Origin of the sequence: Azospirillum canadense (assembly GCF_025961225.1) — a bacterium.
In the GTDB taxonomy this organism is placed as follows: Bacteria; Pseudomonadota; Alphaproteobacteria; order Azospirillales; family Azospirillaceae; genus Azospirillum; species Azospirillum canadense.
The window spans coordinates 1500188-1515688 of the sequence record NZ_JAOQNG010000001.1; the positions used below are offsets into that span (position 1 = coordinate 1500188).

The window sequence follows — 15501 nt, forward strand, 5'->3', positions numbered from 1 at the left end:
CGTTGCTTCCTCAGACTGTCGCCGGGGCGCGCTCGATGCGCTCGATCACGCCGAGCCGGGTTTTCCCGCCGCCGAGGTCCACCTCGAACTCGCCTTCGAGCGCGCTGCCGAGCAGCGCCTTGGCCAACGGGTCGCCGACGCGGATGATGCCGACCTCCGGGGCATGCTCCGTCTCGCTGATGCGGACGCGGGTGGCCCGGTCCGGCGTGTCGTCGTAGCGCACGATCACGAGGTCGCCGGGGCTGATGGGCGGCGTGGCCGAAGACGGCCCGAGCGGGTCCAGCGTCTCGGCCGCCACGCCCTCCGGCCGCGCCTCGGCCCGGGGCACAGCGACGACCTCGCCTTCCTCTGCCTCGGGGGCGGGTTCGGCTGCCGCCGATCCGGCCTCGGACGGATCCGCGGCCTCGACCTCGCGGAACTCGGTCCACGCCCCCTGCGGCGGCTCGGCGCCGAGCGGCTCGATTCCCATTGCGCCGAGCGTGCGCTTCAGGTCGGCCAAGCATCCATCGGGGTCGGCCGTCCATTCCGAGCCCCAGCACCGCCAGAAGGTCCAGCCCAGCCGTTCGAGCGCCTTCTGGCGCCGGAAGTCCTCGGCCCAGCGGTCCGGGCCATGGTAGGCGTCGCCATCGAGCTCGATCGCCAGCCGTCGGTCATCGGCGCCCTCAACAACGAAGTCGATGCGGCGGCCGCCGACCGGCACTTGGGGCCGGACGCGGTACCCGAGGTCGAGCAGGCGCGCGCCGAACTCCCTCTCGAAGCCGGAATCGCAGACGTCGAGCACGTCCTTGCGGACGATGACCTTGCCTTCGCCCATGGGGTTGCGGAAGTGCTCAATGACCTGGAGCTTGAGGTCGCCGGGCTTCAGATCCGAAGAGGTGACGGACCGGACGAGCACGAGTCGGTCGCGGGCGCGCGACAGAGCCACGTTGTAGCGCTGCTCGTACGCGCGCGTCCTCTGCATGATCGCCGTCTTGGGGCAGGCCACCATGGACAGGAAGATGATGTCGCGTTCCTGTCCTTGGAACGTCGCGGCGCTGCCGCACATGATCCGGTGGCGGTCGATGACCTCTGCCCCGAGTTCGCGCATGAGCCGGTCGTAGATGAGCTTTGCCTGCTTGTCGCCGATCAACGAGATGATGCCGATGGAGCGCTTCTCGTAGGCGGGATCTTCGGACAGGCGCCGCACCTCGTCGACGATGACGTCGGACTCCCGTTTGTTGACGTCCCCCGTCTTCACGCCGTCGCGCACCAGGATGTCGATGAGAGGCGGATCGAGGCGCTCTGTCGCCTTGGGCAGGCGCATCGGCACCAGCAGGTTCTGGTAGAACCGTGCGGAGAAGCGGATGATCGGCTCGACGCAGCGGAAATGCTCGCGCAGCAGCACCGCCTTCCCGGGGAAGACCATGCTGCCGAGTTCGTAGAGCGACGTCGCCGGGTCCATCTGGTCGGCGAAGGGCAAGTCCGTCAGGTAGGTTGTGCGCAGTTGGATGATGGTGCGCTCATCGAGGCCGATGGGAGTGGGGCTCACCTGCTTGTCGTCGCCGACGATCAGCAGCTTCCGGCCGCGCAGGACGGCGGGCAGGGCGGTGATGTCGGACTGGCTTGCTTCGTCGACGATCACCAGATCGAAGGCGTTCAGCGTGGCCGGCAGCTGCTCGGCCACCCGCCATTCGGGCAGGATCCAGCACGGGACCGCGTCCGCGGCGTCGAGCGTGGCATCCCGGATGACGCGGCGGTGGCGGCCCGCCGCCTTGCCGGTCCCGGCGCCCAGCTTGGCGATCGCCGAGGCGAACTTCGCCAGGGCGGCCTCGATGCGTCCGGTCAACGCGCGCTTCAGCCCCAGGAACGTCCGAAGCCGCACAACCTCGGCCAGGATAGCCCGCTGACGGGTTTCGAGTTCTGAACGCTCATCGGCCAGCTTTTGAATGGCGGCGCGGTCGCCGATGCTGCGGACGAAACCATCGGCCCTGGCCCACTCCCAGCTGTTCCGCCACGCCTCCGGCGTCCAACGGTCCGTGCCGTCGAACGCCGGATCGCCGGTGAGCTTGTCCGCCCACGACGGCGCGCCGGACCGGCGCACCAGGTCGGTGATCTCGTCAAGCCGCGCGCGGAACGGGCGCAGGTGCGACAGCCGTTCCGCTTCCGTCCGGATCTGGCGCCACCCTTCGGCGAGGTCGTTCGGGGCGACGGAGGCGTCGCCGAGCGCCGAGGCGAACTCAGCCAGCCCCGCGTGGAACGGCAGGCGCCGCCCCCCGATGAGCGTCTCGAACTCCCCGCGGACCGCCTGGGCGTCGGCGAAGTCCGCCTTTTCCAGGTTGGCCGCCAGGGCATCGAGCGCGCGCGTGATCTCACCCTCGTAGACGACCGCGCGGGCGTCGAGGCCGTAGGGGAACAGGGTCTGGAGCGTCTCGAGGCTGGCCCGGGCCTCCGACGCGAAGCGCAGGAGCGCGGCGATCAGCCGCCCGAGGCGGAGAAGTTCGCCGCGGCCGCGCTCCCAGTCGGTCGGAACCGGCGGTAGGCCGAGGCTGCCGCAGACGGCCGCCCAATGGCGCAGGAAGGCTTGCGCCTCGCGCTGCCAGGTTCGGGCGGCCTGCACCTCTTGCCAATGCTCCGGAGCGGCGGGCGGGTTCCCGCCGACCAGGACCCGCGCGAGGCGTTCCTTGAGGGCGCCCTTGCCGAACGAGAACAGGCCGAAGGGCTTCTCGCCACGGGCGTGGGCGGCGACGGCCGCGTCGAACGCCGGATCGTCGAGCGGCGCGTCGCCCGTGTCGATCCCCTTGAGGGCGAGTTCCCGTCCTTCGGCGTAGAGCTTCGCCCATTGGTCGAGCGCCCGCCGCAGGGCCGTCTCGGCCGCTTCGTCTGACCGCCGGACCCCGAGCAGGATCTGGTACGTGCCGACCATCCAGGTTTCAGCCCGGACCTCCTCGAAGAAGGTCCGGTAGTCGGTCAGCCAGACCTGGACGGCGCGCGCCTGCTCCACCGAACCGACGGCCATGTAGGGCACCTGGCCGGAGCGCGCCTGCTCCTCAAGCTCCTTGGCGCGGGCGAGTTCGCCGTGCGCCGCCAGCACGCGGGCCACGTCCGGCAGGGCGTCCGGGTCGGGCAGGTCGGTTGCGCCGTAGGCCAAGTCCCCAGCCAAGTGGCGGCGGATGTCCCGCGCCTCGGCGATGTCGGCGTCGGTGAAGCGCGGAGCGTAGCGGGCGTCGAGGTCCAAGCGGTCCTCGAACCAAGCGTGCAGGGCGCGGTCCTGCACGACCCGCTTTGCCAACTCCATGGGAAGCACGCTCTCCCCGGCGCTCTCAACCTTTTCGAGGTTTCGACGGGCGTAGGACAGCAACTCCGCGTCGATCTGGGCGATGCGGTCGCGGATATCAGCGAGAAGGCGCTGGTTGTCGACGATGCTCTGGCTGACCAGCTTCGGGTTGATCTGCTTGGCCTCGTTCGCCAGGACCTGAACGGCCTGTTCCAGATGCCGCGCGCCCTCCCGGTCGCTGTGGATGACCGAAATGGCGAGATCGCGGATTCCGGGCGGCAGCTTCTCCTGCAGGGCGGTCAGGGCCTCCGCGTTCTTGGCCGTGACGAGCACCCGCTTGCCGGTTGCCAGGAAATGGCAGATCACGTTCGCGATGGTGTGCGTCTTGCCGGTGCCGGGCGGCCCTTGGACGACGACGCCGTCCGCTTCGCGCAGGCGCTTCAGGATATCGCGCTGATCGTCGTTGTACGGCAGGGGGAAGAAGAAGTCGGGTTCCGGTCCGGAGCCCTGGTCATTGGCCCCGCCGCCCCCGCCGCCATGGGATCGGGCGACCGCGTCGGGCAGGCGCCAGGACACGTCGTCGAGGTTCAGGCCGCCGTCGTCGTAAAGGCGCTCATCGTTCGGCGGCTTGACGAACTGCAGCCCGGCCGTGGGGAGATCCTCCTCGGCTTCGGCCTCCTCGACGCGCTTGATCAGCTTCTGGATGTCCTCCTGCCGGAAGTTGGCCGCGCGCTGGCGGACGTAGAGGACCCAGGTGTCGCTGATGCGCAGAACACCGTCGAGGGACGGGAGCGAGCGGTCGGCGGGATCCCGCCCGGCCTCGTCGGGCAGGTAGATGCCGGAGGCCGACAACCGTGCGGCGCAGGATTTGAGCAGCGGCTCGAAGACCTTCCGCTCGAACGGCGAGAAGGCGATGTCCGGGTCCTCGACGACGCGCTCCAGCTGGGCGCCGGCATCCCGCTGGAGGGCCTTCGACCCCTCCACTTCCAGCGCATGGAACGGCTTCAGCGCCAAGGACGGCGGCACCTGGCGCGGCCCGACGATGAGCGTGCCGTCCTCAAGCAGCTCCAGCTCGACCAGCTGCTCCAGGATCGGCGCGCTGATGCGCATGCTCTCGCGCTGCCAGCGCGCGACGCCGATGCCCCAGACGAGCTCGATGGCGTTGTCCTCGCCGGCCGCCGTGACGGCCTGCTGCACCTTGTAGAGGCGGTTGTAGACCTCGATGCTGCGGCGGCGGGGCTTCTCCACCTCGGCCCACTTCGCCCAGGGGCCCTCGACGTACGCGCGCCATGCCTCGCGGAACTCGGGCATGCGCGCGGTGCGCAGGATGGCGTCCATCGCCTCCGGGAACGCGACGTCGGCGTCCCGCGGCCGCATGACCTCGTCCGGATCGAGCAGGCCGGCCTCGGCGAGGTCCGAGATCTCTTCGATGCTGAGACGCAGCATGCGGTGGTCGAGCAGCGTCGGCGCCTTATCCGGCGACGGATGCGGCTGTGCCTTGACCCACCCCTCGAACATGGCGTCGGGGGGCGGTGGTTGCGTCTCGCGAAGGCGCCGGAGCCGCAGCCAGATCTCTGGGTCGACGTTCGCATCCACGCCTTCGAGATCAATCAGGGCGCCTTCATGGAAGGATGGATGGGGCTCGGCCGCAAGGTCGTAGATGACCTTCTCATTGAAGGTTACCAACTCCTGCGTGTAGAGCAGAACGTTGCGCAAGTCTTTTTGCGTCTTGGTGAGCCCTGCCATGATGCCCCGGTACCACTATCGAATTAACTAGGATTGGGGTTTAGCAAAACTACCATCAATTGTAAACAATGGGCGAGCTCTGCCATTTTGTTACAGGCTTGCAACCTGCCGGCTTGGCCACCTCGCGCTCGTCGCCGGGACCCTTTGGATCATGAGGGTGCGTCGTCCGCTCGCCCTGTGGTGCCGGGGGCGGCGATGATCGCGTGGAGGTTCTTTCCCAGCGCGGGGCCGCGCCGGCGTCGGCGGCGCCGCGTCGCTGGAGGTGTTTTGGGAGACGATCGTGTCAAAAATCCTTGTCCAATGAGGCAAAGCTACCCCCTCTTTGCACCGGAGGTATGCGGATTGACGTGCCGCCGCCGTGTCGACGTGTGGCAGGATTGGTCCAGGAGATTGGACCGGGATGGCCCCGGTCGCCCGGAAAGGGTGTGTTCCGCGCCGTTCGGCGGTTGAAGTCTGGTCCAACGCTGGTCCAACGCCGGCGTCCGTTGGTCTGGATTTCTATCCGATCGGCATTCGTTGAGAGGGGCTTGTCGCGAGATCCCGCCGTGGTTTGACCGTCATCCGACGGACCATCCCGCAGCGCTCCTTGCCCTTTCACGGCGGCGACACGGGTTCGAATCCCGTCGGGGACGCCACCTTCCACAGGTTGGCCGATCGCAGAAGCTCAGCTGTTCAGCTGAGCTTTTTGCGTTTTGGGCTCCGGCTCTTGCGGTCCGCGGAATCCGTTCCGGCGGTGCTTGGAAAAGGCGGCCGGCTCGTGCGAAGCTCCTGATCCTTCGTGTGCGTCGGGAGCAGGCCCTTGTCGACCAATCCGCCAACCAGCCCTCAAAGCTTCGTGCACGCCGCCGGCCGGGTCGCCGGCACGGGCATCGGCGATGCCGAGCGGCGGGCGCGGGTCGATCTGGCGGCGTGCTATCGGCTGGTGGCGGAGCGTGGCTGGGGCGACCTGATCTACACCCACATCTCGCTGGCGGTGCCGGGCGAGCCGGGGCGATTCCTGATCAACCCCTTCGGCCTGACTTTTGACGAGGTAACCGCTTCCAACCTCGTGAAGATCGACATCCAGGGCAACATCGTCGGCGACACGCCCTACGCGGTGAACGCGACAGGCTTCACCATCCACGGCGCGGTCCACGCGGCGCGCGAAGACGCGGCCTGCGTGATGCACCTGCACAACGAGGCGGCGGTCGCCGTGTCCATGCTGAAGGATGGCCTGTTGCCGCTGTCGCAGCACGCCCTGCGATTCTACCGGGACCTCGGCTACCACCGCTACGAGGGGCTTGCGCTGACCGAGGCCGAGAAGGCGCGGCTGGTGGACAGCCTGGGACAGCGCAAGGCTCTGCTGCTGCACAACCACGGCAGCCTCGTGCTGGGGCGCACGGTGGCGGAGGCCTTCTGCCTGATGGATATGCTCGACAAGGCCTGCCGCATGCAGCTGGCTGCGCAGGCGACTGGGGCGGAGCTGGTGCTGCCGTCGCCGGAAGTGTGTGAAGCGACTTACCGACAGCTGACCGCCGACCCGGAGCCGGAGGGCGAGCTGGAATGGCCGGCCCTGCTGCGGCGCCTGGACCGGCTGTGCCCCGACTACAAGAACTGACGTCGAATCACTGAACTCAACACACAAGGAGAGGGACCAACCATGCCGATCATCAATGTGCAGATGTTCGAAGGCCGCACCCCGGAGCAGAAGCGCGCCTTCGTGAAGGCCCTGACCGACGCCTCGGTGGAGACGCTGGGCTGCAGCGCGGACGCCGTCGACGTGATCCTGACCGAGGTGAAGAAGAGCGATTGGGCGACCGCCGGCAAGCTCTGGTCGGACGCGAAGTAAGGCGACACCCATGACCCAAACCACGGCGGCGCTGCCGATCATCGAGCGGCGGCGGATCGAGGCGGAGTTCGCCAAGGCGCTCTACGACCAGTTGGTGCCGGAGATCGGGCGCGACCGCGCGCGGGCCGTCCTCGCCCGCGCGGTGGAGACCATGGCCCGCGCCGCCGGGGCGGCCATGGCCGCGGAGGACCGGGCGACGTTGGGCACAGCCGACCTGTCCACTTTCCGCGACCGCCTCGCCCTGTGGACGGCGAACGACGCGCTGGCGCTGGAGGTGGTCGAGTCCACGCCCGACCGGTTGGCCTTCAACGTCACGCGCTGCCGCTACGCGGAAACCTACCGCGCCATGGGCGTGCAGGAGATCGGCGACGTGCTGTCCTGCAACCGCGACGGCGAGTTCATGTGCGGCTATCGGCCGGACGCCCGCTTCACCCGCACCCAGACCATCATGCAGGGCGCCAGCCACTGCGACTTCCGCTACAGCCTTCCTGAAAGCGGACCCCTCAATGGCGGAACCACGGAGACGCCGGAATGACCGTTCCCAGCAACGTCCAGCTCGACCCCGCGGCCGAGGCCCTGGCCCCGACCATGCGGGAGTGGCGGCACCACCTGCACGCCCATCCCGAAACCGCCTTCGAGGAGCATGAGACCAGCGCCTTCGTGGCGGACAAACTGCGCTCCTTCGGGCTGGAGGTGACGACGGGGTTGGGGCGCACCGGCGTGGTCGGCACGCTGAAGGGGCGGCACCAGGGCAACCGCGCCATTGCGCTGCGCGCCGACATGGACGCCCTGCACATCCAGGAGCAGAACGACTTCGCCCACCGCTCGGTCAACCCCGGCCGGATGCACGCCTGCGGCCACGACGGGCACACGACGATGCTGCTGGGCGCGGCGAAGGTGCTGGCCGACGACCCGGACTTCCACGGCACGCTGCACGTGATCTTCCAGCCGGCCGAGGAGAACGAGGGCGGCGCACGGGAGATGGTCGCCGACGGCCTGTTCGACCGCTTCCCCGTGGACAGCGTCTACGGCATGCACAATTGGCCGGGGCTGCCGCTGGGTCGCATGGCGCTGCGCCCCGGCCCGATGATGGGCAGCTACGACATCTTCGAGATCGTGGTCCACGGCCGGGGGAGCCACGCCGCCATGCCGCACCTTGGCGCCGACCCGATCACCGCGGCGGGGCACCTGCTGACCACCTTGCAGACCATCCCGGGCCGCAGCCTGCACCCACTGGACAGCGCGGTGGTGTCCACCACCCAAATTTTCGGCGGCGACACCTGGAACGTCATTCCGCCGTCGGTCACCATCCGCGGCACGGTCCGCGCCTTCAAGGGCGGCGTGCAGGACACGGTGGAGGCCCGCATGCGCACGCTGGCGGAGCACACCACGGCGTCCTTCGGCTGCACGGCGGAGGTGCGGTACGAGCGGCGCTATCCGGCCACCGTGAACAGCGCGGCGGAGACGGCGCTGTGCGCCGGGGTGGCGGCGCGGCTGGTCGGGGCGGAGAACGTCGACCACGACCCCATGCCGTCGATGGGGGCGGAGGATTTCGCCTTTATGCTGGAGAAGCGGCCCGGCAGCTACGTCTGGCTCGGCAACGGGCCGGCGGAGGGCGGCTGCACGCTGCACAACCCCGCCTACGACTTCAACGACGCCAACCTCGCCATCGGCGCCAGCTATTGGGTGACCCTGGCGCGGACGCTGCTGTCGCCGAATGCGGAGAAGGCCGCCTGAGCATCGCTTCAGCGTCCCAAACCAAATTGGCGGAAATTTTTGTCGGTGGGGTGTCGGGCGCGGGCATACTCGGTCGTCCTGGGGAGGACGAACAAGGGGACTGCCCGCATGCTCTACGCGATTCTCTGCTACGACCATGAAGACGCCATCGGCGCCTGGACCAAGGAGGAGGAGGCCGCGGTGATGGGCCGCCTCTCCGTGGTGCAGGAGGTGCTGTCCCGGCAGGGACGGCTGGGGCCGGTGGCGCGGCTGGTGCCCACGACCGCAGCGACCACCGTCCGCAAGGCGCAGGACCCGGTCGTGCTCGACGGCCCCTTCGCCGAGACCAAGGAACAGCTGCTCGGCTTCTTCGTGGTCGAGTGCGCCGACCTGGAGGAGGCGATCGAGACGGCGAAGGACCTCGCCCGTGCCAACGCGCCCGGCGGTTCCTACGAGGTCCGGCCCATCGCGCTCTTCAAGCCGGGCCAGATCCAGACAGAGGGCGCGGCGGGATGAACGACATCGCCTGGATCGATGCGGCGTTCACGGCGGCGCGTCCCCAGGCGCTCGGCGCGCTGCTGCGCTACTTCCGCGACCTCGACACGGCGGAGGAGGCGTTCCAGGACGCCTGCCTGCGGGCGCTGGACAGCTGGCCGCGCAACGGGCCGCCGCGCGATCCGGTCGCGTGGCTGATCCTGGTCGGGCGCAACGCGGCGCTCGACGGCGTGCGGAGGCGGAATAGGCTTGAGTCGCTGCCCGACGAGGAGGCGCTGTCGGACCTGGGAGATGCCGAATCCGACATGGCCGAGCGGCTGGACGGTTCCCACTACCGCGACGACATCCTGCGCCTGCTCTTCATCTGCTGCCATCCGGACCTGCCGTCAACGCAGCAGATCGCGCTGGCCCTGCGCATTGTCAGCGGCCTGTCGGTCAAGCAGATCGCCCGCGCGTTCCTCGTGGGCGAGAGCGCGATGGAGCAGCGCATTACCCGCGCCAAGGCGCGCGTCTCCGCCGCCGCCGTGCCGTTCGAGACACCCGGCGCGGTAGAGCGGGCGGAGCGGCTGTCGGCCGTCGCGGCGATGATCTACCTGATCTTCAACGAGGGCTATTCGGCCAACGCGGTCGTTGACCGGGGCCGCGCTCCCCTCTGCGACGAAGCGATCCGGCTGGCCCGGCTGCTGCTGCGCCTGTTCCCGGCGGAGCCGGAGATCATGGGGCTGGCCGCCCTGATGCTGCTCCAGCACGCGCGCACGCCGGCCAGGGCCGACGCGGAAGGCAACGCCGTGCTGCTGGAGGACCAGGACCGCAGCTTGTGGAACCGCCCGATGATCGTGGAGGGGCTAGCACTGATCGACAAGGCGATGCGGCACCGGCGGCCCGGCCCCTATCAGGTGCAGGCGGCCATCGCCGCGCTTCACGCGCGGGCCCAGCAGGCGGCGGACACGGACTGGGCGCAGATTGACCGGCTCTATGCCACGCTGGAGCGCTTGCAGCCGTCCCCGGTGGTGACGCTGAACCGCGCCGTGGCCGTGTCGAAGCTGCGCGGTGCGGCGGAGGCGCTGGCCATGATCGAGCCGCTGGCGCCGCGGCTGTCCGGCTATTTCTTCTTCTTCGGCGCGCGCGGCGCCTTCCTGCACCAGCTTGGCCGGACGGAGGAGGCACGGGAGGCCTTCAACCGCGCCATCGCGCTCGCCAACACCCCGGCGGAGGCCGCGCACATCCGCATGCACCTCGACCGTCTGGTGGCCGATGTGCAATCCGGCTGACCGAAGAAAAAAACCGAAGGGAGATGTCGGGAGACCGGCCGGCGCTTCGTCCTTGGGACACAGTCTCAGCCACGGGAGGACAGGGACCATCATGACCACTGCCGACATCGACCCCGCCGTCAGCCGCACCCTGACGATCAGCCGCGTCCTGGATGCGCCGGCAGCACTCGTTTTCCGGGCCTGGACCGATCCGGTGCAGCTGCCGCACTTCTGGGGGCCGCACGGCATGACGACGCCCTTCGTGGAGATGGACCTGAAGCCGGGCGGCGCCTTCCGCACGCTGATGCGCGCGCCGGACGGTGCGGAATACCCGACCTCCGGCGTGTTCCTGGAGATCGTGGAGAACCGGCGACTGGTCTTCACCGACGCTTACGAGCCCGGATTCGTGCCCGCCGCCAAGCCTTTCTTCACCGCCGTGATCACCTTCGAAGAACAGGGCGACGGCAAGACCCTGCTGACCGCACAGGCGCGCCATTGGCGGGACGAGGACCGCGACGCGCATGAGAAAATGGGCTTCCATGACGGCTGGGGGCAGAGCCTGGACCGGCTGGCCCAGCATCTGGACACCATTCAAAACACGAAGTAACCAGAGGGAAGAGAACGATATGAGCACGACCGACACCGAATTTCCGGCGGTTCCGAAGGATCTTCCCCCGCTGGTCGGCGGGGTGGTTCCGCACCTGACGCTCAGCGACGCCGTCGCGGCGATCGACTTCTACACGCGGGCCTTCGGCGCGCAGGAACTGGCCCGTATTCCGGCCCAGGACGGCAAGCGGCTGATGCACGCCCACCTGCGCGTCAACGGCAGTTCGATCATGTTCAACGACGCCTTCGCCGAATGCGGCCAGGGGCTGGTGCCGCCGCAGGCCTTCGCGCTCCACCTGCAGGTGGACGACGTCGAGGCTTGGTGGAAGCGCGCGGTGGAGGCCGGGGCCGAGGTGGTGATGCCCTTGCAGGACATGTTCTGGGGCGACCGCTATGGGCAGGTCCGCGACCCCTTCGGCGTGACGTGGTCGCTCGCCGCGCACATCCGCTGAGCGAGGGTTGAATTCACCACCAAGGCACCAAGACACCAAGAGTCCCCGCTATGCCGGGCGCGAGGATTCTTGGTGCCTTGGTGTCTTGGTGGTGAATCCTCACAACGTGAACAGCGCGTCCCGCACCGCGATCAAATGGGCGCGGATCACCTCGCGGGCGGCGGCCGGGTCGCGGGCTTTCAGGGCGGCGACGATGGCCCGGTGCTGTTTCTCATACAGGATGCGCCGCTCTGGCGTCAGGCTGCGCTGCTTCAGCACGTTCCATTCCGCGTTGTCGCGGATGCGGTTCAGCACGGCGTAGAAGGCGTCCAGCAGTTCGTTCCGGCAGGCGGCGATCACCGCGCGGTGCAGGGCGCCGTCCCAATGCTCGAACTCCGGGATCGACCGCGCTCCTTCCGACTCCCGCAGGCAGCGCTCCATCTCCGCGAAGTCGGCCAGCGTCGCGCGGGCGACGGCGAGGTCGGCGATGGCCGGCTCCAGCAGGATGCGCGCTTCCATCACCTCCGCCGGGCTGGCGTTCATAAAGGCGGCGGGCAGCAGCAGGGCGGAGCCGTTCAGCGCCGACGCCCCGTCCAGTTCCACCAGGAAGGTGCCGCGCCCGACGCCGCGGGCGATGCGCCCCTCCGCCTCCAGCATGTCGAGCGCCCGGCGCACCGTGTTGCGCGCGAGGCCTAGGGATTCCGCCAGCCGCCGCTCCGTCGGCAGTTGCTCGCCGGGGCGCCAGAGGCCGCTGGCGATGGCGCGCTGGAGATGGTCGTAGGCAATCTGCGCCCGGCCGAGCGTGTCCGGCGGCTTCACGCCGGAGACGGATGTCAGGTTGGCCATCGGGAGCTTGGACATGGGGCCGGTCCCCTGGTCGCGCGGGAGGGTGCCATTCCGGTTCGGAACGCACCAATGACGAACCATAAGGTCCGTCGGCACTGTGAGCCAATACGCTATATCGTGATACGAATAATCAGCCTTACGGATTATTGACGTACAACGCATCCCTGCGACAGGATGAACCAGCGGTGAGGCAATTTTGTACCGATAAGGTTCACCGAAAAACCAGTCACCCTTTCACAAAAGGAATGGGCATGAAACTGGCGACAATTCGCAGGGAGGACGGCGCACGGGTTGCGCTGGTGGACGCGGACAAGGGACGGGTGTGGCCGATCGAACCGCCGGCCTGGGCTCCGAAGCCCTTCAGCATGGCGGATGTGATCCGGGGCTGGCGCGACCTGCGCGACAGCTTGCGGGCCGAGGGGGAGGGGATTCCCCTGTCGCAGGTGGACTTGCTCGCCCCGATCCCGCACCCACAGCGCAACCTGATGTGCGTCGGAAAGAATTACTTCGACCACGCCCATGAATTCACGCGGTCCGGCTTTGACAGCAGCGCCTCGTCGGCCAAGGACGCGATCCCGGAGCATCCCATCATCTTCACCAAGGTGCCGGAAACGGTGATCGGCCCCGGCGCCGCGATCCGCTACCCGCACGGGGTCAGCGACCAGATCGACTACGAGGTCGAACTGGTCGTGGTGATCGGCCGGGCCGGGCGGGACATCCCCAAGGCGCAGGCGATGGACCATGTCTTCGGCTACACCATCGCCAACGACGTGACCGCCCGCGACATCCAGGCCCGGCACAAGCAGTGGTTCCTCGGCAAGTCGCTCGACACCTTCTGCCCGCTCGGCCCCTGGATCGTGACGGCGGACGAGGTGGACCTGTCCGACACGCCGGTCCGCACCTGGGTGAACGGGGAGCTTCGGCAGGACTCCAACACCCGCGACCTGATCTTCGACGTGCCGACGCTGATCGAGACGATGTCGCGCGGCATCACCTTGCAGCCGGGCGACCTGATCCTGACCGGCACGCCGGCCGGGGTGGGCCTTGGCTTCACGCCGCCGAAGTTCCTGAAGCCCGGCGACCGGGTGAAGCTGGAGATCGGCGGGATCGGCGTCCTGGAAAACACGCTGGAAGGCTGACCGCCATGGCGACGGTGACCGTGGACCGCATGGCCGTGGAGGTGGACGGGCAGGGCGACCCGGTGCTGATGATCCACGGCCTGGGCGGCACCTCCAACACCTACACGCCGCAGGTCATGGGGCTCGGCGGACGCTACCGGTTCATCCGGCCGGATCTGCCGGGGTCCGGCCGGTCGAAAACGCCGGACGGGGCGCTGTCCATCGGCCTGTTCGTCGCCTCCGTGGCGAAGCTCTGCGCCGTGCTGGGGATCGAGCGTGCGCATGTGGTCGGGCATTCGCTGGGCACCATCGTGGCGCAGCATCTGGCGGTGGAGCATCCGGGGCTGGTGCGCTCCCTGACACTGTTCGGGCCGCTGATGGCCCCGGCCGATGCCGGGCGGCAGGGCCTGCGCGACCGCGCCGCCAAGGCGCGGGACGAGGGCATGGCGCCCATCGCCGACGCCATCGTGCAGAGCTCGCTGTCCACCGACACGCGGGCCAGCCAGCCGGCGGTCGCGGCCTTCGTGCGGGAATCGGTGATGCGCCAGTGCGCCGAGGGCTACGCCAAGACCTGCGAGGCGCTGGCCGGCGCGCAGGCCGCCGACCCGTCGCGCATCCGTGTGCGCACGGTGCTGATCGCGGGGGACGAGGACGCGGTGGCCCCGGCCTCCGTCGCGCGGACGATCTCGGACCGCATGAACGGCGCCGCACCCGTGCGGGTGCTGCCCCGCTGCGGCCACTGGCAGACGCTGGAGCGCGCCGCAGATTGCACGGCGATCCTCAGGGAGGCGCTTCAGGGACGATAGACGGTTTGGCCGCTCCCCGGAACAGCCGCGACAGACGGCGAGGCGAGCGCTTTCAGGGAGGAAACCATGGCGAACGTTCTGGTCACGAACGTGCGCATTCTCGACGGCACGGGCGAGTACCCTTACACCGGCGAGGTGCTGATCCAGGGCAACCGCATCCTGCGCGTGGCGCGCGGCCTGCGCAGCCTGCCGACCGTCGGCGCCACCGTCATCGACGGGGCCGGCGCCACGCTGATGCCCGGCATGACGGAGGCCCACACCCACTTTTCCTGGAACGACCAGCCCGACCTGGAATCCATCCAGCGCATGCCGCCGGAGGAGCACACGCTGTGGGCCGCCCGCGTGGCGAAGACCTACATCGATTCCGGCTTCACCTCCTGCGTGGGCGCGGCGGCGGCCAAGCCGCGGCTGGACGTGGTGGTGCGCAACGCCATCAACAGCGGCCTGATCCCCGGCCCCCGCTACCTCGCCAACGGGCAGGAGATCGCCACGACCGGTGGCCTCGGCGACACCTCGCCGCCGCACATCCCAGCACCGGAACTCAGCTTCGGCTGGGTGGTGACCGGGCCGGAGGACATGCGGCGCGCCGTGCGCATGTTCATCAAGTACGGCGTGGATCTGCTGAAGCTGAACATCTCCGGCGAGGAGATCGCGGGCGTCGCCGCCGAGGAAACGCCCATGTGCGACGACGAGGTCGCCATGGCGGTCAGCGAAGCGCACCGCCGCGGCCGGCGGGTCTGCGCCCACGCGCGCTCCGCGGAATCGGTGAAGATGTGCGTCCGCCACGGGGTGGACATCATCTACCACGCCTCCTACGCCGACGAGGAGGCGCTGGACATGCTGGAGGCGGCGAAGGACCGCCACTTCGTGGCCCCGGCGCTCGCCTGGCTGTTCCGCACCGGGCGCGACGCCGGCCCCTGGGGCATCAAGCCGGACAGCCCCATGGCCATCAAATACCAGCGCGAGGCGGAGATCGCCTGCGAGACCATGCGCAAGATGCTGAAGCGCGGTATCCGCGTTCTGCCCGGCGGCGACTACGGTTTCGCCTGGATCCCGCACGGCACCAACGCCAAGGACCTGGAATACTTCGTCGACCACTGCGGCTTCTCCCCCATGGAGGCCATCGTTTCGACGACGAAGTGGGGCGGGGAGATCATGGGACGCCCTGGAGAACTGGGGCAGATCAAGGAAGGCTATCTCGCCGACCTGATCCTGGTGGACGGCGATCCCGTCGCGAACATCCGCATCCTCCAGGACCGCACGCGCCTGCTGTTCGTCATGAAGGACGGCGAGTTCCACAAGGCCCCGGACATGGCCCCGCAGCGCAGCCGCTATGGCATGGGGGTGGTGGCGTGAGGACCGCTTCCGCACCGCGCGCCAGAACCCTCTCCCCCCCGGGGAGAGGG

The 15501-nt window shown here is 68.9% G+C and carries 13 protein-coding genes; 11 read left to right on the forward strand and 2 right to left on the reverse strand.

Annotated features, from left to right (window positions below; translation table 11 throughout):
* Positions 1 to 10: 10 nt before the first annotated feature.
* Entirely contained in the window at positions 11 to 4999 is a 4989-nt protein-coding gene (locus tag M2351_RS07135) for an AAA domain-containing protein (protein ID WP_264655417.1), read from the reverse strand.
* Positions 5000 to 5798: 799 nt separating this feature from the next.
* Between M2351_RS07135 and M2351_RS07140 the strand changes: the two genes are divergently transcribed.
* From M2351_RS07140 to M2351_RS07175, 8 genes are all read left to right on the forward strand, one after another.
* Positions 5799 to 6596, forward strand: a complete 798-nt coding sequence (locus tag M2351_RS07140; RefSeq protein WP_264655418.1) for a class II aldolase/adducin family protein — start codon at positions 5799 to 5801, stop codon at positions 6594 to 6596.
* 42 nt (positions 6597 to 6638) lie between these two features.
* On the forward strand, positions 6639 to 6827 hold the full coding sequence (locus M2351_RS07145; protein WP_264655419.1) for a 4-oxalocrotonate tautomerase: 189 nt from the start codon (positions 6639 to 6641) through the stop codon (positions 6825 to 6827).
* Positions 6828 to 6837: 10 nt separating this feature from the next.
* The gene (locus M2351_RS07150; protein ID WP_264655420.1) at positions 6838 to 7362 is read left to right on the forward strand and encodes an L-2-amino-thiazoline-4-carboxylic acid hydrolase; all 525 of its coding nucleotides are present in this window, start codon (positions 6838 to 6840) and stop codon (positions 7360 to 7362) included.
* Positions 7359 to 8564, forward strand: a complete 1206-nt coding sequence (locus M2351_RS07155) for a M20 aminoacylase family protein (RefSeq protein ID WP_264655421.1) — start codon at positions 7359 to 7361, stop codon at positions 8562 to 8564. The genes M2351_RS07150 and M2351_RS07155 overlap by 4 nt, the downstream gene beginning before the upstream one ends.
* 108 nt (positions 8565 to 8672) lie before the next feature.
* Positions 8673 to 9059: a YciI family protein gene (locus M2351_RS07160; protein ID WP_264655422.1), complete on the forward strand. Its 387-nt coding sequence runs from the start codon at positions 8673 to 8675 to the stop codon at positions 9057 to 9059.
* Positions 9056 to 10309, forward strand: a complete 1254-nt coding sequence (locus M2351_RS07165; RefSeq protein ID WP_264655423.1) for an RNA polymerase sigma factor — start codon at positions 9056 to 9058, stop codon at positions 10307 to 10309. The genes M2351_RS07160 and M2351_RS07165 overlap by 4 nt, the downstream gene beginning before the upstream one ends.
* Before the next feature lie 91 nt (positions 10310 to 10400).
* A complete protein-coding gene (locus tag M2351_RS07170) occupies positions 10401 to 10895 on the forward strand; it encodes an SRPBCC family protein (protein WP_264655424.1) in 495 nt (164 codons plus the stop codon).
* A gap of 19 nt (positions 10896 to 10914) precedes the next feature.
* Positions 10915 to 11346 (forward strand): VOC family protein, encoded by a 432-nt coding sequence (locus M2351_RS07175; RefSeq protein WP_264655425.1) that lies wholly within the window; start codon positions 10915 to 10917, stop codon positions 11344 to 11346.
* A gap of 99 nt (positions 11347 to 11445) precedes the next feature.
* Here M2351_RS07175 and M2351_RS07180 read toward each other — a convergent pair whose 3' ends face one another.
* The gene (locus M2351_RS07180; RefSeq protein ID WP_264655426.1) at positions 11446 to 12186 is read right to left on the reverse strand and encodes a FadR/GntR family transcriptional regulator; all 741 of its coding nucleotides are present in this window, start codon (positions 12184 to 12186) and stop codon (positions 11446 to 11448) included.
* 236 nt (positions 12187 to 12422) lie between these two features.
* Here M2351_RS07180 and M2351_RS07185 point away from each other — a divergent pair, with 236 nt between their 5' ends.
* The 3 genes from M2351_RS07185 to M2351_RS07195 all read left to right on the forward strand — a co-directional run bounded on the left by M2351_RS07185 (position 12423) and on the right by M2351_RS07195 (position 15451).
* Entirely contained in the window at positions 12423 to 13310 is an 888-nt protein-coding gene (locus M2351_RS07185) for a fumarylacetoacetate hydrolase family protein (RefSeq protein ID WP_264655427.1), read from the forward strand.
* Positions 13311 to 13315: 5 nt separating this feature from the next.
* On the forward strand, positions 13316 to 14095 hold the full coding sequence (locus M2351_RS07190; protein WP_264655428.1) for an alpha/beta fold hydrolase: 780 nt from the start codon (positions 13316 to 13318) through the stop codon (positions 14093 to 14095).
* Between the two features lie 66 nt (positions 14096 to 14161).
* A complete protein-coding gene (locus M2351_RS07195; RefSeq protein WP_264655429.1) occupies positions 14162 to 15451 on the forward strand; it encodes a metal-dependent hydrolase family protein in 1290 nt (429 codons plus the stop codon).
* The last annotated feature ends 50 nt before the right edge of the window (positions 15452 to 15501 follow it).

Excerpts from the sequence above, each read along its gene's own strand:
- M2351_RS07135 (WP_264655417.1), bottom strand. The coding sequence starts at position 4,999 with ATGGCAGGGCTCACCAAGACGCAAAAAGACTTGCGCAACGTTCTGCTC.
- M2351_RS07145 (WP_264655419.1), top strand. The coding sequence starts at position 6,639 with ATGCCGATCATCAATGTGCAGATGTTCGAAGGCCGCACCCCGGAGCAG.
- M2351_RS07150 (WP_264655420.1), top strand. The coding sequence starts at position 6,838 with ATGACCCAAACCACGGCGGCGCTGCCGATCATCGAGCGGCGGCGGATC.
- M2351_RS07155 (WP_264655421.1), top strand. The coding sequence starts at position 7,359 with ATGACCGTTCCCAGCAACGTCCAGCTCGACCCCGCGGCCGAGGCCCTG.
- M2351_RS07160 (WP_264655422.1), top strand. The coding sequence starts at position 8,673 with ATGCTCTACGCGATTCTCTGCTACGACCATGAAGACGCCATCGGCGCC.
- M2351_RS07165 (WP_264655423.1), top strand. The coding sequence starts at position 9,056 with ATGAACGACATCGCCTGGATCGATGCGGCGTTCACGGCGGCGCGTCCC.
- M2351_RS07170 (WP_264655424.1), top strand. The coding sequence starts at position 10,401 with ATGACCACTGCCGACATCGACCCCGCCGTCAGCCGCACCCTGACGATC.
- M2351_RS07175 (WP_264655425.1), top strand. The coding sequence starts at position 10,915 with ATGAGCACGACCGACACCGAATTTCCGGCGGTTCCGAAGGATCTTCCC.
- M2351_RS07180 (WP_264655426.1), bottom strand. The coding sequence starts at position 12,186 with ATGTCCAAGCTCCCGATGGCCAACCTGACATCCGTCTCCGGCGTGAAG.
- M2351_RS07185 (WP_264655427.1), top strand. The coding sequence starts at position 12,423 with ATGAAACTGGCGACAATTCGCAGGGAGGACGGCGCACGGGTTGCGCTG.
- M2351_RS07190 (WP_264655428.1), top strand. The coding sequence starts at position 13,316 with ATGGCGACGGTGACCGTGGACCGCATGGCCGTGGAGGTGGACGGGCAG.
- M2351_RS07195 (WP_264655429.1), top strand. The coding sequence starts at position 14,162 with ATGGCGAACGTTCTGGTCACGAACGTGCGCATTCTCGACGGCACGGGC.